We start from the raw sequence: 18,776 nt of genomic DNA on the forward strand, positions 1-18,776 counted from the left end.
CTGTCTGTGGACAACGCCCCACCCAGTTCAACTTCTGCTAGCCGCACCGATCGTTGGCAGCTCAGCAGGGCGGACACCGGCGTGTCGAGTTGCTCAGCTGCCAACGATCAGGGGGATGGCCGTCATCGCGCCGCCGAATTGTTCTCGCCGTACTCGCCGCGGATGGGTAGGTAGTAGGCGGGGAGGAAGCCGGCGATGATGGCGACGCCCGCGATCGGCACGAACGCGCCGACGAGGATGCCGGAGCCGATCCAGAGCAGCGCGAGCGCGAATCGGCGGCCGATGGCCCGGACGCCGAAGGCCCCGAGGGAGGGGGCCAGCAGCTTCGCGCGGCGGAGATAGGACCAGATGATGTTGAACAGGGCCGCGGCCATCCACAGTGTGCTGCCGTAGACGAGGATCGCGGTCCGCAGTCCCTGCTCCGCGCGGAGCGCGCCGGCGAGGAGCGACGTGGAGAACGGCAGGAACGCGATGACCATCAGGAGCAGAGTGTTGAGGAACAGGATTCCCCGGTCGACGTGTCGGACGTAGTCGAACATGACGTGGTGGTTGACCCACACCTGCCCGATGAGCAGGAAGCTCAGCGTGTATGCCAGGTACGACGGCCAGAGCGCCCCGAGGCCCCGCAGCAGGTGCCCGAAGTCCGGTGGCGGTTGGATCTCCAGCACGAGCAGCGTCACGGCGATGGCGAAGACTCCATCGCTGAAGCTCACCAACCGGCCCGGCTGACGGGTCAGCGGCGACGTACCCCTCTGGGCGTTCACGCCCTAATCATGCTATATGCCGCTTTCGCGCAACCCCGGAGCCGGAGCCGGCGCCGGCTCAGGCCGCCAGGGCGGCGTAGCGACCGTTGCGGTCCAGCAGGCTGTCGTGGGTGCCGGCCTCGACGATCCGGCCGTGGTCGAGCACCGCGATCTGGTCGGCGTCACGCACCGTGGACAGCCGGTGGGCGATGGTGATCGTGGTACGACCCTCGGCGAGGACGTCGAACGCCCGCTGCACGGCCCGTTCGGTCTCGGTGTCCAGCGCGCTCGTGGCCTCGTCGAGGACCAGGATGCGCGGGTCGCGCAGCAGCGTACGGGCGATGGCGAGGCGTTGCTTCTCGCCGCCGGAGAACCGGTGGCCGCGGGAGCCGACCATGGTGTCGTACCCGTCGGGCAGCCCGGTGATCAGGTCGTGGATCTGGGCGGCGCGGGCGGCGTCCTCGATCTCGGTGTCGGTGGCCTCCGGCCGGGCGTAGCGCAGGTTCTCCCGGACGGTGGTGTGCAGGAGGTACGTCTCCTGGCTGACCACGCCGACGATCGCGGCGAGGTCGGCGAGGCGCAGGTCGCGCAGGTCGACGCCGTCGACGGTGAGCCGGCCGGCGGTCGGGTCGTGCAGGCGGCTGACCAGGCCGGCCAGGGTGCTCTTGCCGGAGCCGGTCTCGCCGACCAGGGCGAGGCTGGTGCCGGCGGGCACGTCGAGGGTGATCCCGGCGAGGGCTGCGGTGTCGCTGCCCGGGTAGCCGAAGGTGACGTCCTCCAGGCGCAGGTGTCCGCGTACGCCTGTGGGGTCGAGGTGGACCGGCTCGGCGGGGTCGGCCACGTCGACCGGCAGGTCGAGGTACTCGAAGATCCGGGCGAAGAGCGCCAGCGACGCGGTGAGCGAGACGCCCACGTTGAGCAGGCCCATCAGTGGCCGGAACAGGCCGCCCTGCAGCGCGGTGAACGCGACGAGGGTGCCGATGCTCAGCGTGCCGGCGGTGCTGGGCAGCCCGGCGGCGAGGTAGATGACCGCGGGTACGGCGGCGAAGATGATGCTCATCGAGGCCATCCGCCAGCGGCCGGCCAGTTCGCTGCGCAGTTCCAGGTCGACGAGTCGTTCCGAGGAGGCGGTGAACCTGTCGATCAGCGCGGGGCCGGTGCCGAGGGTCTTGGCGAGTTGCACGCCGCTGATCGACAGGCCTTCCTCGACGGTGACGTTGAGGTCGGCGAGTTCGCGTTGCCGCTGGGCGGTGATCTCGCGGCGCATCCGGGCGACCCGGCGGGTCAGCCAGATCGCCGGCGGCAGCACCACGAGCGAGACGAGGGAGAGCTGCCAGGAGAGCGCGACCATGGCCACGGCGGTGGCGACGACAGTGGTGAGGTTGGCGGCGACGGCGGTGGCGGTCGAGGTGACCACCGACTGCATGCCGCCGATGTCGTTGGTGATCCGGGACTGCACCTCGCCGGTGCGGGTGCGGGTGAAGAAGCCCAGCGACTGGCGCTGGAGGTGGCTGAAGACGTCGGTGCGCAGCCGGTGCATGACCCGCTGCCCGACCTGGGTGGAGATCCAGGTCTGCACGACGCCGAGGGCGGAGGTCACGGCCGCGACGGCGACCATGCCGAGGACGAGCCAGACCAGCAGGGTCACGTCGCCCTGCGGCAGGGCGCGGTCGATCACGGTACGCAGGAGGAAGGGGGTCGCCATCGCGATGATCGAGGAGAGCACGATGATCGCGGTGACCACGGCCAGCGCGGGCCGGTGGGGGGTGAACAGGCGGCCGATGCGGCGCAGTGACACCTGGCGGGCCTGCGCCTTCTCTTCGGCGCTGAGGGTGCGGTGGCCGCGGTCGCGGCCCTTCGGGGTGGGTTCCAAGGGGGACTGCCTTTCCGTCGAATATGCTGAGGTTACCTCAACATGAGGGAGCAACCGCATTTGCTGTTACGGTATTCCGGTGACCGAGGACACCACCGGGACCGGCGACGACGACAGCCTGGCCGAGACGTTCTGGGCCGTGGCGTCCCGTTTGCGCCGGCAGACCAAGGAGTCGCTGACCCCCTGGGACATCACGCCCAGCCAGTCCCGAGCCCTCGGTGTCCTGGGCCGCCACGGTGAGGTACGTCCCGGCACGCTCGCCGAGCACCTGCGCATCGCGGCCCGCTCGGCCACCGAGGTCGTCGACGACCTGCAGACCCGTGGGCTCGTCGAACGCCGACCGGACCCGGCCGACCGGCGGGCGACACTTGTCGCGCTCACCGAGGAGGGCAAGCGCCTCGGCGCCGCCATCCGGACCGCCCGGCGGGCCGAGGCGGACCGCTTCTTCGGCCACCTCAACGACACCGACCGCGCCGAGTTGGCCCGCATCCTGCGGACCCTGCGCGCCTGACCGACGGCGGTCCGCCCGCCCCGCACACGCAGCGGGGACGGCGGTCCGCCCGCCCCGCACACGCAGCGGGTTTGCCCACCTCGCGCACGGGTAGCCAGCGGCCCCCGCCGGAGGGACCGGCCGTCACCGGCCGGGGCGAGGTGACAGGAGGACGCTCGTGCCGCTGGTGCCACACCCGAACAACCGCCCCGGCTGATGTGCGGGATCAGCGGGGAGGCGCGCTTCGACGGTAGGTCGCCCGACGCGGCGGCGGTGACCCGGATGACCGAGGCGATGCGCTCGCGCGGCCCGGACGACGAGGGCCTGTGCGCCGAGGGCTGGGTGACCCTCGGGCACCGCCGACTCACAATCATCGACCTGTCCGATGCGGGCGGGCAGCCGATGGTCCGCGACGACCTGGGCCTGGCCCTGGTCTTCAACGGCTGCGTCTACAACTACCCGCAGTTGCGCGAGGAGTTGCAGAACGCCGGCTACGGCTTCCACTCCACGAGCGACACCGAGGTGGTCCTGGTCGCGTACGCGCACTGGGGTGAACGCTTCGTCGACCACCTGGTCGGCATGTTCGCGCTCGGGCTTGTCGACCGGGCGCGGCGGCGGCTGGTCCTGGCCCGCGACCGGCTCGGCATCAAACCGCTCTACCTCGCCGAGACCCCCGGGCGGCTGCGGTTCGCCTCCACCCTGCCCGCGCTGTTGCGGGCCGGCGACGTCGACACCGGCATCGACCCGGTGGCGCTGCACCACTACCTGTCCTGGCACTCCATCGTTCCCGCGCCGCGGACCGTGCTGCGCGGGGTGCGCAAGCTGCCGCCGGCCACCCTGCGGGTGATCGAGGCGGACGGCCGCGGCCGCGAGGAGGTGTACTGGCGGCCCGACTACGTGCGGGAGCCCGCCGACGCGGGGATGGACGCCGCCGACTGGCGGGCCGCCGTCGGGGACGCGCTGCGCACGGCGGTACGCCGACGGCTGGTCGCCGACGTGCCGGTCGGGGTGCTGCTCTCCGGTGGACTGGACTCCAGCCTCATCGTGGCGCTGCTCGCCGAGGCCGGTCAACAGCACCTGCGTACGTTCAGCATCGGCTTCGACGGCCGCGACGGCGAGTCCGGCGACGAGTTCCACTACTCCGACCTGGTGGCCCGCGCGTACGACACCGACCACCACCGGATCCGGCTGGCCGACGACGACCTGGTGCCCGCGGTCCGGCGTGCCGTGCTGGCGATGACCGAGCCGATGGGCAGCCACGACGTGGTCGCGTTCCATCTCCTCTCCGAGCAGGTGGCGCGGCATGTCAAGGTGGCACAGTCCGGGCAGGGCGCGGACGAGGTGTTCGCCGGCTACGGCTATCACCAACCGCTCACCGAGGCGTCCCGGCACAGCGCCGCCGAGACGTTCGCCGCCGCGTTCTTCGACCGCGACCACGACGAGTTGCGCGCCATCGTCGGCCCGGCGTACGCGCTGGAGCACGACGCCAGCCGGGACCTGCTCACCGCGCACCTCGCCGCGCCCGGGGCACAGACCGCGCTGGACGCGGTGCTGCGCCTGGACACCCACCTGATGCTGCCGGACGACCCGGTCAAGCGGGTGGACAGCATGAGCATGGCGTGGGGCCTGGAGGTGCGGACGCCGTTCCTCGACCAGGACCTGGTCACCCTGGCGGCGCACTGTCCCCCGCGGCACAAGGTCGCCCAGGGCGGTAAGGGAGTACTCAAGGAGGTCGCCCGGGAGGTGCTGCCCGCCGAGGTGATCGACCGTCCCAAGGGCTACTTCCCGGTGCCCGCGCTGCGCAGGGTGGACGGCCCGGTGCGCGAGCTGGTCGCCGAGGCGTTGCAGGCGCCGGCCGCGCGCGAGCGAGGGCTGTTCCGCCCGGAGTACGTGGCACGCCTGCTCGCCGACCCGGACCGGGCCGAGGCGGCGGCCGGCAGCAACAAGCTGTGGCAGCTCGGCCTGCTGGAGCTGTGGCTACAGACCCACGACATCCGCTGAGCGCCGCCGGTCACCCGGCCGTCGTGCGGGCGGCCAGGTCGTCGAGGACGGCGCGAACGTCACCGGTACGCTCCAGCACCCGGCGCTGCCGGGTGGCCCCGGTGCCGTCGCGGCGTACCCGGGCCAGTTGTGCCAACACGTACCCCAGGTCGCCGTGACGCAGCAGGGCCGGAGCGATCACCGCCATCAGCTCGTCGACGAGTGCCCAGGCCGGCCGGGTGCCCCCGGCACGAAGGTCGATCAGCTCGCCGTCGAGACCGTCGTGGGCGGCCCGCCAGTGCGCGGCGGCCACCAGACAGTCGCGGACGGGCGGCGCGGTCACCCCGGCGCGGACGTCGTCGGCGAGGGTGGCAACGAGCGACCGGACCAGCGCGGCGACAAGCACCACGTCGTCCACGTCCGGGCAGACGTCGCCCACCCGGATCTCCACGGTCGGGTAGGCCGACGACGGTCGGGCGTACCAGTAGACCATCGCCGCGTCCAGCATGACGCCGGCGGCGATCAGCTCCTCCACGGTCCGGTCGTAGTCGGTCGCGGAGTCGAAGTACGGCGTCGGGCCGATGCTGGGCCACCGTTCCAGCTGCATCGACCGCCAGCTGGCGTGACCGGTGTCGCGCCCGTCCTGTAGCGGCGAGTTGGTGGTGATCGCCTGCACCACCGGCAGCCAGACCCGTAGGTGGTTGCAGACCTGCACGGCCAGTTCCCGGTCGGAGAGCCCGACGTGGATGTGGCAGCCGCACACCGCCGGGTCGTGCGCCACCGGGCCGTACCGGCGCGACATCGCGTGGTAGCGCGGCTCGTCGGGGACCGTCCGGTGCGGCTCGGCCACCGGGGTGGCGCCGATCGCCACGAGCCGGGCCCCGGCCGCCGTGGCGGCCTCGGCGGCCCAGCGACGCAGCGCCACCAGGTGCGCGCGCAGCTCGTCGAGGTCGGCGCAGACCGGGGTGACCATCTCCACCATGCTGTGCCGGAACTCCTGGCGGCTCTGGTCCCGGGCGGGGCCGCGCAGCGCGGCCAGCACCTGGTCGGCCACCGGCAGGTTGCGCCCGCTGGCCGGGTCGAGCAGCAGGAACTCCTCCTCGACGCCGAGGGTGAGGGTGGACAGGTCGGGCACGATGCCGGCGGTCGCCGAACGGTACGCCATGGCGCCTCCCCCACTGCTGCGGCCGGCGCCTCGGTTTCCCGGGCTACCCCGGTGACAAACACGCCCTCAGGGCATTGCCAGGGCCGCCGCGCGTGCGGTGAGAAAGGCCCGTTCGGCCGCGTTGTCCGTCCGGGCGACAGCCATCCGGTACGCCTCGACGGCCTCCCCGCCCCGGCCGAGCCGGGCCAGCAGATCGGCGCGGACCACGTGGTAGACGTGGTAGCCGACCAGGTCGAGGCGGTCCACCTCGGTCAGCGCGACCGCCGGTCCGGACAGCTCGGCGAGCGCGACGGCCCGGTTCAGCGCCACCACCGGGCTGGGGGCGATCACCGTCAGCTGGTCGTACAGCGCAAGGATCTGCGCCCAGTCGGTGTCGGCGGCGCGCCGCGCGGCGCTGTGCACGGCGGCGATCGCGGCCTGGATCTGGTACGGGCCGGGCCGGTCGCGGCGCAGGCAGCGGCGCACCAGCGCCTGCCCCTCGGTGATCAGCTGAGCGTCCCACCGGGCCCGGTCCTGGCTCGGCAACGCCACCAGCTCACCCTCGGCGGTGGTCCGCGCGTCGCGGCGCGACTCGGTGAGCAGCAGCAACGCGAGCAGACCGAGCGCCTCCGGCTCGTCCGGCATCAGCTCGACCAGCAGCCGGGTCAGCCGGATCGCCTCGACGCACAGCTCGGCGCGGACCAGATGTCGTCCGGCGCTGGCCGTGTACCCCTCGTTGAAGATCAGGTAGAGCACCGCGAGCACCGCGTGCAGCCGGTCGGGCAGGTCGGCGGCACGCGGCACGCGGTACGGGATCCGCGCGTTGCGGATCTTCGACTTGGCCCGGACCAGCCGCTGCGCCATGGTCGGCTCCGGCACCAGGAAGGCCCGGGCGATCTCGGCGGTGCTCAGGCCACCGAGCAGCCGCAGGGTGAGGGCGACCCGGGTGCTCGGGGCGAGCGCCGGATGGCAGCAGGTGAAGATCAGCCGTAGCCGGTCGTCGTGCACCGGTCCCTCCTCGACGGGTCGGTCGGCGGCGAACAACAGGGCCGCCTGGGAGTGCCTGTCGACCCGGGACGCGTCGCGGCGCAGCCGGTCGATCGCCCGGTTCCGGGCGGTGGTGATGATCCAGCCGGCCGGACTGGGCGGCGGGCCGGTCGTCGGCCAGCGCGCCACCGCGACGGCGAACGCCTCCTGGACCGCCTCCTCGGCGAGTTCGATGTCGCCGAGGAGGCGCACCAGGACGGCGACCGCGCGGCCGTACTCCGCGCGGAACACCGCCTCCACGTCGGGCACGATCAGTCGCCGGCCCCGCCCTGGAAGGGGCGCACCTCGATCGGCAGGGTGGTGGCCAGCGCGTAGCGGCGACCCCAGTGCAGGGCGGCGTCCAGGTCCGGCACGTCGATGATCGTGATGCCGCCCAGGTGCTCCTTGCCCTCCACGAACGGGCCGTCGGTGACCAGGACGTCGCCGTCGCGGGCGCGCAGCACGGTGGCGGTCTCCGGGCCGTGCAGGCCCTGCCCGAAGACCCACGACCCGGTGGAGGCCAACTCCTCACGAAACTCACCGAGCTGGCGCATCACCCCGGCCAGGAACTCCGGGTCCGGCGGCAGCTCACCCTGCGGCTGGTGAAGGCTGAGCAGGTACAGCGTCATGGTTCCTCCTCGCGAGGGCCGGCCCGTCGCCGACCTCTCATCCTCCACACGATCGGCCGCCGCCCGGATCGACAGGCCGCCGGAAAATTCTCGGCGTCCGGTCCGGCCCGGTGCTGGCGTCCTTTGCTCTGCACCCGCGGATGCGACGGGTGCGCAGGCACGGGTGGCGCGTCGGCGGGTGCAGAGCAAAGGACGAAGGACGGGGTACGGCCCACCAGCGCCGCGACCGGCCGGTAGTCATGCCTGCGACGGTTGTGGGTAAGCGTCCCGGCGTGACCGTTGGCATCCGGGTGGTCGTGGTCGGCGCCGGCTTCTCCGGACTCGCCGCCGCGCTGGCGCTGAGCCGCGCCGGCGCCCAGGTGCGGGTGTTGGAGGCCCGCGACCGGGTGGGCGGGAGGGCGCTGACCCGGTGGCTGCCCGAGGTCACGCAACTCGACCTGGGGGCGCAGTGGATCGGCCCGACCCAGGACCGGATGTACGCGCTGGTCGCCGAGCACGGGCTGGCCACCTTCGCGTCGGCTGCGGACGGCGCGCCCACCCTGCTCTGGGCCGGCCAGCGCCGGGCCGCGCCGCCGGCGCAGGTCGGCCGGGTGCTCGGCCTGCTCGACGAGTACGCCGCCCGACTGGACCCGGCCGCGCCCTGGGAGACGCCGGAGGCCGCACGGTGGGACCGGACGATCCTCGGCGAATGGCTGCGCGCGACGGCCGGGGACGACGACATCGCCGACTACCTGGGGCGGCTGCTCGCCGGCGGGCTGCTGGCCACCGGCGCGGACGAGCTGTCCCTGTTGCACCTGCTGTTCTACCTGCGCAGCGCCGGCGGGACCGGTCCGTTGTTGGGGATGGCCGGCGGCGCGCAGCAGGACCGGATCGTGGGCGGGCCGCCGGCACTCGCCGAACGGATGGCCGCCGCCCTGCCCCCGGGAACGCTGACGCTTGCCACGCCGGTGCGGGCGATCGAGCAGACCGTCGACGGTGTGACGGCGTGTACCGACACCGGGCGCGTCGCCGGCGACGCCGTGGTGGTCGCGCTGGCCCCGGCACTGGCCGGCCGGATCCGGTACGACCCGCCGCTGCCCGCGCTGCGCGACGGGCTCACCCAGCGGATGCCGATGGGTTCGGCGTTGAAGGTGCACGCCGTCTACCGGGAGCCGTTCTGGCGTGCCGACGGGCTGTCCGGCGTGTCCACCAGCAGCGCCGGTCCGCTCACCGAGACGGTCGACAACTCCACCCCGACCTCGCCGCTCGGGGTGCTGACCGGGTTCAGCTACGCCGCGGATGCCGCCGCGCTGCGGGAGATGTCGCCCGAGCGGCGTCGACGATGCCTGCTGGACGCGTTCGCCACAGTTGTCGGGCCGGCAGCCGGAAACCCGGTGGACCTCGTCGAGTACGACTGGTCGGCCGACGAGTGGACCCGGGGCTGCTTCTGCGGCGCGCTCACCCCGGGCACCTGGCAGACGTACGGCCCGCGCCTGCGGACGCCGGTGGGGCGGGTGCACTGGGCGGGCACCGAGACGGCGACCCGCTGGACCGGCTACCTGGAGGGCGCGGTGCGGGCTGGTGAGCGGGCGGCGGCCGAGGTGCTGGCGGGTTGAGCGGACACGACCGGGCCGGCCCGGTCTCGGCGGGACCGGGCCGGCGACGGCCCTGGGTGCTACCCGGCCGACCCGGTCTGCAAGGACCGGGCCGGCGCGGACGCCCCGGTCAGGGGTAGGTGGTCAGGTACACCGTCTGGTTGGCCGCGTTCGCGGTGCCACCGGCGTTGTTGATCACCCGGTTGATGGTGCCGACGCCACCGAGCGAGACGGTGACCATGTTGGTGAACCGCACGTTCGAGTTGACCGGCACCTCGAAGGACCGCTCCTCCACCACCGCGGGGTTGACGTTGAAGTAGCTGTAGCTGCCCAGCCCGAACGCCTGGTGACTGGTCACCGAGTCGGCGACCTTGTAGGCGGCGTAGCCCCGGGTCGAGCCGTTCATCCAGGCCGCCTGGTTCGGCACGTCGTACGGCAGCTCGTTCTGGTAGAAGTACGTCCGGCCGCCGTTGCCGTTCCAGATGGTCTGGTACTTCTGGTAGTGCTCGACGAAGAGGCCGTACATGGTGACGTTGTCGCCGTTGACCGTGAGCCCGGTGTCGGCGGTGTTCAACGTCCACCCGGTCGGCACGCCGCTGGCGGCGTGGTCGGCCCGCCACAGCCACATGTGGTCACCGATCACGTTGTCGCTGTTGACTGTCAACGTGTTGGTGGCCTTGCCGACGTGTGGCCCGCCGATGCGGAAGAACACGTCGTGCAGGGAGGTCGGGTTGCTGGCGTGGCTCGCCGACGACCCGGACGGCCCGACCTCCATCAGCACCGGTGAGTTGGTCGTGCCGGCCTCGAACATCAGGCCGGCGACCTTGACGCCGTCCACATCGGCCACCCGCATCCCGACGCTGCCGTTGTCGGCCTGGATGGTGGCCAGGCCGAGGCCGAGGACGACCGTGTCGGCCCGGTTGACCTGGATCGGCTCGGTGACGTGGTGCACGCCCGGGGTGAAGAGCAGGTGCTTGCCCTGGGCGAGAGCCGCGTTGATGGTGGCGGCGCTGGTGCCGGTCTGCACGACGAAGAACTGCGACAGCGAGATCGACGAGCCGGCCGGGGTCTTGTTGTACCAACTGGTGCCCGCCGAGTTGGTGCGCAGCGCCGGCACGAACACCCGGTACTCGCCGGTGCCGTCGACGTAGAGGAACGGCTTCTCGCGGACCTGTGGGGTCTGCGCGATGACTGTGTGCGACGGGTTGGGGAAGCTCGGCGCCGGCGCGCCGGTGACGCCCTGGAAGACCATGTTCCACACCGAGCCGGTCCAGCCGTTGCCGAACTCGCTGTTGCGGGAGTACCACTGCTGCTGCGAGCCGGAGACGACAAGCCCGTCGATGCGGGTGTCGGCCAGCAGGCCGCCGCTGGACCAGCCGTCGCCGCCGTTCCAGAGTTGGATCTGGTTCTGCCCGCCGCGCAGGTGCATCCGGCGGTACGGCGCGGCCTGGGACACCGCCCACCGTTCCACGGTCTGCCCGGCGGGCAGGGTGACCGACAGGTTCTCGGCGGCCCGCCAGAAGTTCTGGGTGGCGTTGCCGCCCATCCAGAACGCCTCGGTGCGGACGTGACCGTTGAGGTTGACGTCGTCCGGGCTCATCCCGAGGCCGGCGACCTGGGTGAAGAAGCCGAGGTTGACGTCGGCGCTGTAGGTGCCGGGCTTGAACAGCACGGCGTAGCGCTGCGGGCCGAACTGGTTGGTCTCCTGCTGGGTGAAGAGGGTGTTCAGTCGACTCTGGATCGTCGACGTCGGGGTGCTCGGGCCGAAGACGAACGTGTTCGGACCGAGGTTGGGGTTGTACGGGTCGGTGGGCGTCACCGGGGGTTCGTTGGTGCCGCCGCCGGTCTCGCCGTAGACCTGGAACTCCCAGAGCGAGTAGCCGTAGCCGGTGCCCCGGGCGGTGCCGTACATGCGGACGTAGCGGCCGGCGCCGGAGACGGTGAGGTTCTGGGTGCCGCCGGTGCCGGTGGTGGTCGAGTAGATCGTGGTCCAGGTGGATCCGTTGTCGGAGGTCTGGAGCTGGAAGGCCCGGCCGTGGGCGGCCTCCCACAGCAGGTTGACCTGGGTGATGGTGGCGCGGGCACCCAGGTCGACCTGCAACCACTGCGGGTCGCTGAACGCGCTGGACCAGCGGGTGCCGGTGTTGCCGTCGACAGCGGCGGCGGCGGGCGTTCCGCCGTTCTCGGTGGACGAGGCGGTCGCCGTGCGGCCCTGGGACAGCAGGGAGGGGGCGGCCTGCGCGGGGGTGGTGGCACCGGTCGGCGTGAGCGCCGCGACCAGGGCCACGGTGAGTCCGACGAGCAGGTGCCGAACGGCCCGTCGGGGACGCGGGCGTACGGATGTTGCACGAGATGTCATGACATCGCCTGTCGATAGGGGGCTACGGGTTGCGCGAGGGTGGGATCGGGCTCGCCCCGTGGTGCCGTTGGTGGTGCCGCCGATGCGACGCCACAGTTCTGGGTGCCGCCGGTACGGCACCGCGGGCCGGAGAGCGCTCTCGTAGGAGTGTTGCGGCGAGATTGCGGCGGCGTCAAGACATCGATCTATAACTTCGTTATTTATCCCGAGGATTCTTTTTGTGTAATTCGCCGTGCCCCGCTGCCGTCGTCCCGGCTCAGCGGCGGACGCCGCCCTCGGTGAGGAAGCGCGCGATCGGGAGCGTGGCGGCGCCCAGCGCCACCGCGTCCACGCCGAGGCGGCACAGCTCGATCGACGCCTGCTCGAACGGCTGGCGCAGCGCCTGCCGGCCGGCGGCCTCGCGGACGGCCGGCAGCAGGTCGCCGAGCGCCATCGCCGCCCAGCCGCCGAGCACCACCCGCTCCGGGTTGAACAGGTTGATCAGGTTGGCCACGCCCGCGCCGAGGTAGCCGGCGGTCTCGTCCAGCACCCGCCGGGCGGTCACCGAGGTGTCGGCGGCGGCGACGAGGGCGGCGAGCTGGGACTCCTCGTCCTCGCCGGGCACCGGTCGACCACGGCGCGCCTCCCGGTAGCGCTCGATGATCGCCTCCGCGCCCACGTACGCCTCCAGGCAGCCGCGCGCGCCGCACCGGCAGGCCCGGCCGCCGTACACCAGGGTGGTGTGCCCCCACTCCCCCGCGCTGCTGGACGCGCCCCGGTAGGTGGCGCCGCCGGTCACCACGGACGCGCCCACGCCGGAGCCGACAAGCGCGAAGACGGCGTGCCGGGCGCCCCGGCCGGCGCCGAACCACATCTCGGCCTGGCCGAGGGTCTTCGCGCCGTTGTCGATGTGCAGGGGCAGGTCGGTGCCCGCGCTGATCAGCCTCTCCAGCGGCACCCGGTCCCAACCGAGGGCCTGGGCGTGCACGACGGCCTCGACGCCCTGCTCCACCACTCCCGACACGCCGATGCCGACGCCGAGCACGTCGCCGGGGGCCACCTGGGCCTGCCCGGTCACCGCGTCGATGCCGGCCAGCACGTGCCCGGCCACCAGGTCGGGCTCGGTCCGGGCCGGGTCGAGCGGGTACTCGACGCTGGCCAGCAGGGTCATCGCGAAGTCGAACAGCTCCACCCGGACCCGGGTCTCGCCGACGTCCACGCCGACCACGAAGGCGAAGCGGGGCGCGATCCGCAGCAGCATGCTGGGCCGGCCGCCGTCGGACTCGGCGGCCCCGGCCTCGGCGACCAGCCCCTCGTCGATCAGGTCGGCCACCACGTTGCTGACCGCCGGTTGACTCAGCCCGGTGCTGCGCACCAGGTCCTGGCGGGTGAGCGGGCCGTCGAGGAAGAGCTTGGTCAGCAGCGCGGACCGGTTGCGCAGCCGCACGCTGCGGTTGGTGGCACGCGCCAGCTCCACTCGACACCCCGTTCTGGTTGGCCGTTCGAGGCGACTGTAACCGCACCGTGCTTGACGACCCACCGGCCAGCCACTTTAATGACGACATAATTTAAGCCGTGATGTAACTCCCGGGAAACGCCGACGGACTCCGACGGCGCACCCCCGAACCCTGTCCCGCAGCCGGCCGCCCGTCGTCTCGACCCCTATCGGCGACGGAGGTCGGCGGACCCCCACCACGCTCCGGAAGGGCTGACCCGTGTCGAGACGACACCTCGGGATATTCACCGCCGCCGTACTGGCCGCCGCCTCGCTGACCGCCTGCGGCGGCTCCGGCGACGACTCCGCCGCATCGCCCAAGACGCTCACCTACTGGGCCAGCAACCAGGGCGCCAGCCTGGAGGCCGACAAGACGACCCTCCAGCCCGAGCTGGACAAGTTCGAGAAGCAGACCGGGATCAAGGTCACCGTCGAGGTGGTCCCGTGGTCGGACCTGCTCAACCGGCTGCTCGCCGCCGCCGCCTCGGGCAAGGGCCCGGACGTGGTGAACATCGGCAACACCTGGTCGGCGTCGTTGCAGGCCACCGGCGCGCTCGTCGAGTTCGACGACGCCACCCTCCAGGCCGTCGGCGGCAAGGACCGGATCGTGCCCGCCGCGCTCGCCGCCGCCGGCGCCCCCGGCAAGCCGCCGGCCGCCGTGCCGCTCTACAGCATGGCGTACAGCCTGTACTACAACAAGAAGTCGTTCGCCGACGCCGGCCTCACCGCACCGCCGACCACCTGGGAACAGCTCGCCGAGTACGGCAAGAAGCTGAGCACCGGCGGCAAGTGGGGCCTGGCGATCGAGGGGGCCAACCCGTCGGAGAACGCCCACCACGCGTTCACCTTCAGCCAGCAGTACGGCGGCGAGTGGTTCGACTCGGCCGGCAAGCCGACCTTCGACACCCCGCAGAACGTCTCGGCGATCAAGCGGTACATCGACTTCATGGCCGCCGACAAGATCACCAACCCGAGCAACGCGGAGTACGCGCAGAACCAGTCGGTCTCCGACTTCGCCAACGGCAAGGCCGCCATGCTGCTGTGGCAGTCCGCCGGCTCGAACCTGAAGACGCAGAACATGGCCGCCGACGCGTACGGGGTGGCCCCGGTGCCGTTCCTGGCCAGCCCGCCGGCCGGCGGCAAGAAGGTCAACAGCATGGTCGCCGGCATCAACATGGCGGTCTTCAAGCACACCAAGAACAAGGACGGCGCGCTGAGCTTCGTCAAGTTCATGACCAGCGACGAGGAGCAGACGATCCTCAACAAGACGTACGGCTCGCTGCCGGCGGTCAAGACCGCGGGCTCCGACCCGGCGTTCAGCGCCACCGAGCAGAAGACCATCCAGGAGACCCTGGTCACCACCGCGGCCCCGCTGCCGCAGGTGCCCGAGGAGAGCACCTTCGAGACCCTGGTCGGCACCGCGATGAAGGAACTGTTCGCGGACGCGGCAAGCGGCAAGCCGGTCACCGAGGCCTCGGTGAAGGCGAAGCTGACCGACGCGCAGCAGAAGATGCGCTGACCCAGGCGTCACCGGTGGCCGTGGTCAGGCGCTGAGCCTGGCCACGGCCACCGCCTCCGAGAGGACCCCGATGGCAACCAGCACCACCGCGCCGGACGCCGACCGGCGCGAACCCCGGGCCGGGTCACCGGCCCGGAAGCCGGCCCGCCGGCCCCGCGGCCCCCGCCGCTCCCTCCTGCCGTATCTGCTGCTCGCCCCGGCCATCGTGCTGGAACTCGCCATCCACGTCATCCCGATGGTGGTCGGGGTCTGGATGAGCCTGCTGGAGCTGACCCAGTTCCACATCCGCGACTGGTCCACCGCGCCCTTCATCGGGTTCGAGAACTACCGGGCGACGCTCGACCTGAACAGCGCGGCCGGCAAGGAACTGCTGCACTCGTTCTGGATCACCCTGGCCTACAGCCTGCTCTCGGTCGGGTTCGCCTGGCTGCTCGGCATCGCGGCGGCTGTCGTGTTGCAGAAGCCGTTCCGCGGACGGGCGATCCTGCGCGCGCTCTTCCTCACCCCGTACGCCCTGCCGGTCTACGCCGCGGTGATCACCTGGAGCTTCCTGCTGCAACGCGACACCGGCCTGGTCAACCACGTCCTGGTCGACCAGCTCGGGCTGCTGAACGAGCGGCCGTTCTGGCTGATCGGTGACAACAGCTTCTGGTCGCTGCTCGTGGTGTCGGTCTGGCGCAACTGGCCGTTCGCGTTCCTCTGCCTGATGGCCGGCCTGCAGAACGTGCCCGGCGAGCTGTACGAGGCCGCCGCGATCGACGGCGCCGGGTTCTGGCGTCGGCTGCGCTCGGTCACCCTGCCGATGTTGCGGCCGGTGAACCTGGTGCTGCTGCTGGTGCTGTTCCTCTGGACGTTCAACGACTTCAACACCCCGTTCGTGCTCTTCGGCGGCTCCGCCCCCGAGCAGGCCGACCTCATCTCCATCCACATCTACCGCAGTTCCTTCAAGACCTGGGACTTCGGCTCCGGCTCGGCGATGTCGGTGGCGCTGCTGCTGTTCCTGATGATCGTCTCGGCCGCGTACCTGCTGATCACCAACCGTCGGAGGGACGACCATGCGTGAGACCGCCGGTGAGCGCTGGGGCCGGCGCATCGTGCTGACCCTGCTCACCCTCTTCGTCGTCATCCCGCTCTACGTGATGGTCACCTCGGCGGCGAAGCCGTTGCAGGACGTGCAGAACGGCTTCACCTGGTGGCCCAGCCGGCCCACGCTGCAACCGTTCGTGGACATGTGGAGCACCGTGCCCCTGGCCCGGTACCTGGTGAACAGCCTGGTGGTGTCGAGCATCGCGGCGATCTGCTCGGTCGCGGTGGCCATCTTCGCGGCGTTCGCGGTCAGCCGGTACCGGTTCCGTGGCCGGGGCCTCTTCTCGGTGACGGTGCTGTCCACCCAGATGTTCCCCGGCATCCTGTTCCTGCTGCCGCTGTTCCTCATCTACGTGAACCTGGGCAACGCCACGGGCATCGAGTTGTACGCCAGCCGCACCGGCCTGGTGATCACGTACCTGACCTTCTCGCTGCCGTTCTCGATCTGGATGCTCGTCGGCTACTTCGACTCGATCCCGCGAGGGCTGGACGAGGCGGCGCAGGTCGACGGGGCCGGGCCGCTGCGCACCCTGTTCCAGGTGATCCTGCCGGCCGCCGTGCCCGGCGTCGTCGCGGTAACCGTGTACGCGTTCATGACCGCCTGGGGCGAGGTGCTCTTCGCGTCGGTGATGACCGACGAGGGCAGCCGCACCCTGGCCGTCGGCCTCCAGGGCTACTCCACCCAGTTCAACGTCTACTGGAACCAGATCATGGCCGCCTCACTCGTGGTGAGCGTCCCGGTCGTCGTCGGGTTCCTGGCCCTGCAGCGGTACTTCGTCGCCGGCCTCACCGCCGGCGCGGTCAAGTGAGTACGTCAATCCCAGAGGAGACCCGTCCCGTGCCCGACCTGTCCAAGCTGCCACCCGACTTCCTCTGGGGTGTCGCCACGGCGGCGTACCAGATCGAGGGGGCCGTCGACGTCGACGGCCGGACGCCGTCCATCTGGGACACCTTCTCGGCGATCCCCGGCAACGTCGACAACGGCGACACCGGCGCGGTGGCCTGCGACCACTACCACAGGTGGCCGGAGGACCTGGCGCTGCTGCGCCGGCTCGGCGTGGACGCGTACCGTTTCTCGGTGGCCTGGCCCCGGGTGATGCCGGACGGCGTCGGTCGGGTCAATCCCGCCGGGTTGGACTTCTACGACCGGCTCGTCGACACGTTGCTCGCCGACGGGATCCGGCCGTTCGTCACGCTCTACCACTGGGATCTGCCGCAGGCGTTGCAGGACGCCGGTGGTTGGCCGGAGCGCGCCACCGCCCAGGCGTTCGCCGACTACGCGGCGGTGGTGGCCGCCCGCCTCGGTGACCGGGTCGCCGACTGGTGCACCGTCAACGAGCCGCTGTGCGTGTGCTGGATCGGGCACCTGGACGGCAACATGGCCCCCGGCGAGCGGGACCTCACCCGCGCGGTGCACGCCTCGCACCACGTGCTGCTCGGGCACGGGCTGGCCACCCAGGCGATCCGCGCCAACGCGGCCCGCCCGGCCTCGGTGGGTCTGGTGGTCAACCTCAGTCCGATCGAGGCGGCCACCGACCGACCCGAGGACGTGGCGGCGGCCCGCCGGGCGGACGGGCACGTCAACAGGTGGTGGCTGGACCCGATCCACGGGCGCGGCTACCCCGCCGACATGATCGCCACCTACGGTGTCGAGCCACCGGTACGCGGCGACGACCTCACGGTGATCGCCACGCCCACCGACTTCCTCGGGGTCAACTACTACTTCCGTCAACTGGTGGTCGACGACCCGACCGGCGCGGCGCCGTACGCCCGGCAGGTGCCGGTGCCCGGCTCGGTGGAGACCGCGATGGGTTGGGAGATGTACCCGGCGGGCCTGGAGCGGCTGCTCGTCGACGTGCACGAGGAGTACCGGCCGGGCCGGATCATCGTCACCGAGAGCGGCTCGGCCTGGCCGGACGAGGTCACCCCGGACGGCACCGTGGAGGACAAGGAGCGCACCGACCACCTGGAGCAGCACCTGGCGGCGTGCGCGTCGGCGGTGGCCCGGGGGGTGCCGCTGGACGGCTACTTCGTCTGGTCGCTGCTCGACAACTTCGAGTGGGCGTACGGCTACGACAAGCGTTTCGGGCTGGTGCACGTCGACTACGCCACGCAAGCCCGGACGGTGAAGGCGAGCGGCCTGCGCTACGCCGAGCTGATCCGCGCCCACCAGCGTCTCGCCCGCGCCACCGGCACCGCGACGCCGGTGGCCTGAGAACGGGGGTACGGCCGCCCGGGGTGTCGACACCCCGGGCGGCCGTTCGGCGCCGCTCAGCGGCCGGGCAGGTCGGCCGGGGTGTCCACGTCGACCGGGGAGCCGACGTCGTCGCAGGGCACCTCGACCACCAGGTCCGGCCGCTCGCGCAGCAGGTCGCGGGCACCCCGGTCGCCGACGGCGTAGCCGTCCAGCAGCGGCCAGGTGTCCCGACCCAGCAGGACCGGGTGCCCCGGCCGGCCGGCGTAGGTGGCGACCGCGACCAGCGCGCCGCCGGCGTACGCCGCCCGCACCCGGTGGACCGCGACCGGGCTGAGCAGCGGCTGGTCGACGAGGACCACGACGACGGCCGACACGTCGGCTGGCAGCGAGACCAGGCCCCGGCGCAGTGACGACCCCAGCCCCTCGGACCACCTGTCGTGCCGGACCGGCATCGCGCCGGGCAGGTCGGGCACCTCGTCGGCGCCCGCGCCGAGCACCACGTGCACGGGCGCGCAGCCGCCGGCGTCGAGCAGCCGGACTCCGCGCCGCACCAGCGGCTCGCCCTCCAACTCGACGAGCGCCTTGGGGCGGCCGTACCGCCGCCCGGCCCCGGCAGCGAGCAGCAGCCCGGCGATCACGGGCAGGTCTCCCACCCGGCCACCTCCCGCGTTATTCGCCCCTG

At 72.0% G+C, this 18,776-nt stretch carries 15 protein-coding genes; 7 read left to right on the forward strand and 8 right to left on the reverse strand.

All coding sequences use genetic code 11. The features are described from left to right. Positions 1-122 precede the first annotated feature (122 nt). A complete protein-coding gene (locus tag ACPXBU_RS19915; RefSeq protein WP_425759125.1) occupies positions 123-764 on the reverse strand; it encodes a TMEM175 family protein in 642 nt (213 codons plus the stop codon). A 58-nt stretch (positions 765-822) separates the two neighbouring features. Then, on the reverse strand, positions 823-2,616 hold the full coding sequence (locus ACPXBU_RS19920; RefSeq protein WP_425759126.1) for an ABC transporter ATP-binding protein: 1,794 nt from the start codon (positions 2,614-2,616) through the stop codon (positions 823-825). A gap of 79 nt (positions 2,617-2,695) precedes the next feature. On the opposite strand from ACPXBU_RS19920, the gene ACPXBU_RS19925 reads away from it, so the two are divergent. Next, complete coding sequence (locus ACPXBU_RS19925; RefSeq protein ID WP_393370996.1) at positions 2,696-3,127, forward strand: MarR family winged helix-turn-helix transcriptional regulator; 432 nt, start codon at positions 2,696-2,698, stop codon at positions 3,125-3,127. 195 nt (positions 3,128-3,322) lie between these two features. Then, a complete protein-coding gene (locus ACPXBU_RS19930; RefSeq protein ID WP_425759127.1) occupies positions 3,323-5,107 on the forward strand; it encodes an N-acetylglutaminylglutamine amidotransferase in 1,785 nt (594 codons plus the stop codon). A gap of 10 nt (positions 5,108-5,117) precedes the next feature. Here the strand turns inward: ACPXBU_RS19930 and ACPXBU_RS19935 are convergent, their stop codons facing one another. The 3 genes from ACPXBU_RS19935 to ACPXBU_RS19945 all read right to left on the reverse strand — a co-directional run bounded on the left by ACPXBU_RS19935 (position 5,118) and on the right by ACPXBU_RS19945 (position 7,885). Further along, positions 5,118-6,251, reverse strand: coding sequence for a carboxylate-amine ligase (locus ACPXBU_RS19935; RefSeq protein ID WP_425759128.1), 1,134 nt, complete (start codon positions 6,249-6,251; stop codon positions 5,118-5,120). A gap of 66 nt (positions 6,252-6,317) precedes the next feature. Further along, complete coding sequence (locus ACPXBU_RS19940; RefSeq protein WP_425759129.1) at positions 6,318-7,526, reverse strand: RNA polymerase sigma factor; 1,209 nt, start codon at positions 7,524-7,526, stop codon at positions 6,318-6,320. A gap of 2 nt (positions 7,527-7,528) precedes the next feature. Further along, on the reverse strand, positions 7,529-7,885 hold the full coding sequence (locus tag ACPXBU_RS19945) for a YciI family protein (protein WP_393371005.1): 357 nt from the start codon (positions 7,883-7,885) through the stop codon (positions 7,529-7,531). Between the two features lie 140 nt (positions 7,886-8,025). Here ACPXBU_RS19945 and ACPXBU_RS19950 point away from each other — a divergent pair, with 140 nt between their 5' ends. Continuing rightward, positions 8,026-9,480: a flavin monoamine oxidase family protein gene (locus tag ACPXBU_RS19950; protein WP_425759257.1), complete on the forward strand. Its 1,455-nt coding sequence runs from the start codon at positions 8,026-8,028 to the stop codon at positions 9,478-9,480. 109 nt (positions 9,481-9,589) lie between these two features. On the opposite strand, the gene ACPXBU_RS19955 is transcribed toward ACPXBU_RS19950, so the two are convergent. Both ACPXBU_RS19955 and ACPXBU_RS19960 read right to left on the reverse strand, forming a co-directional pair. Continuing rightward, positions 9,590-11,818, reverse strand: a complete 2,229-nt coding sequence (locus tag ACPXBU_RS19955) for a discoidin domain-containing protein (protein WP_425759130.1) — start codon at positions 11,816-11,818, stop codon at positions 9,590-9,592. A gap of 256 nt (positions 11,819-12,074) precedes the next feature. Beyond that, the gene (locus tag ACPXBU_RS19960; RefSeq protein WP_393371011.1) at positions 12,075-13,274 is read right to left on the reverse strand and encodes an ROK family transcriptional regulator; all 1,200 of its coding nucleotides are present in this window, start codon (positions 13,272-13,274) and stop codon (positions 12,075-12,077) included. 238 nt (positions 13,275-13,512) lie between these two features. On the opposite strand from ACPXBU_RS19960, the gene ACPXBU_RS19965 reads away from it, so the two are divergent. The 4 genes from ACPXBU_RS19965 (at position 13,513) to ACPXBU_RS19980 (ending at position 18,112) form a co-directional block, all read left to right on the forward strand. Further along, positions 13,513-14,811, forward strand: coding sequence for a sugar ABC transporter substrate-binding protein (locus ACPXBU_RS19965; protein WP_425759131.1), 1,299 nt, complete (start codon positions 13,513-13,515; stop codon positions 14,809-14,811). Between the two features lie 70 nt (positions 14,812-14,881). Further along, positions 14,882-15,874: a carbohydrate ABC transporter permease gene (locus tag ACPXBU_RS19970; protein WP_425759132.1), complete on the forward strand. Its 993-nt coding sequence runs from the start codon at positions 14,882-14,884 to the stop codon at positions 15,872-15,874. Further along, positions 15,867-16,706 (forward strand): carbohydrate ABC transporter permease, encoded by an 840-nt coding sequence (locus ACPXBU_RS19975; RefSeq protein WP_393371017.1) that lies wholly within the window; start codon positions 15,867-15,869, stop codon positions 16,704-16,706. Before ACPXBU_RS19970 ends, ACPXBU_RS19975 begins: the two co-directional genes overlap by 8 nt. 29 nt (positions 16,707-16,735) lie before the next feature. Further along, on the forward strand, positions 16,736-18,112 hold the full coding sequence (locus ACPXBU_RS19980; RefSeq protein ID WP_425759133.1) for a GH1 family beta-glucosidase: 1,377 nt from the start codon (positions 16,736-16,738) through the stop codon (positions 18,110-18,112). A 56-nt stretch (positions 18,113-18,168) separates the two neighbouring features. Here the strand turns inward: ACPXBU_RS19980 and ACPXBU_RS19985 are convergent, their stop codons facing one another. Continuing rightward, a complete protein-coding gene (locus tag ACPXBU_RS19985) occupies positions 18,169-18,747 on the reverse strand; it encodes a nucleotidyltransferase family protein (protein WP_425759134.1) in 579 nt (192 codons plus the stop codon). Positions 18,748-18,776 lie beyond the last annotated feature (29 nt).

This window comes from Micromonospora sp. DT231, from assembly GCF_049847025.1.
GTDB lineage: Bacteria > Actinomycetota > Actinomycetes > Mycobacteriales > Micromonosporaceae > Micromonospora.

Bases quoted from the DNA above. Each gene is read 5' to 3' on its own strand.
- ACPXBU_RS19955 (WP_425759130.1), bottom strand. From the start codon at position 11,818: ATGACATCTCGTGCAACATCCGTACGCCCGCGTCCCCGACGGGCCGTT.
- ACPXBU_RS19945 (WP_393371005.1), bottom strand. From the start codon at position 7,885: ATGACGCTGTACCTGCTCAGCCTTCACCAGCCGCAGGGTGAGCTGCCG.
- ACPXBU_RS19970 (WP_425759132.1), top strand. From the start codon at position 14,882: ATGGCAACCAGCACCACCGCGCCGGACGCCGACCGGCGCGAACCCCGG.
- ACPXBU_RS19930 (WP_425759127.1), top strand. From the start codon at position 3,323: ATGTGCGGGATCAGCGGGGAGGCGCGCTTCGACGGTAGGTCGCCCGAC.
- ACPXBU_RS19975 (WP_393371017.1), top strand. From the start codon at position 15,867: ATGCGTGAGACCGCCGGTGAGCGCTGGGGCCGGCGCATCGTGCTGACC.
- ACPXBU_RS19935 (WP_425759128.1), bottom strand. From the start codon at position 6,251: ATGGCGTACCGTTCGGCGACCGCCGGCATCGTGCCCGACCTGTCCACC.
- ACPXBU_RS19950 (WP_425759257.1), top strand. From the start codon at position 8,026: ATGCGACGGGTGCGCAGGCACGGGTGGCGCGTCGGCGGGTGCAGAGCA.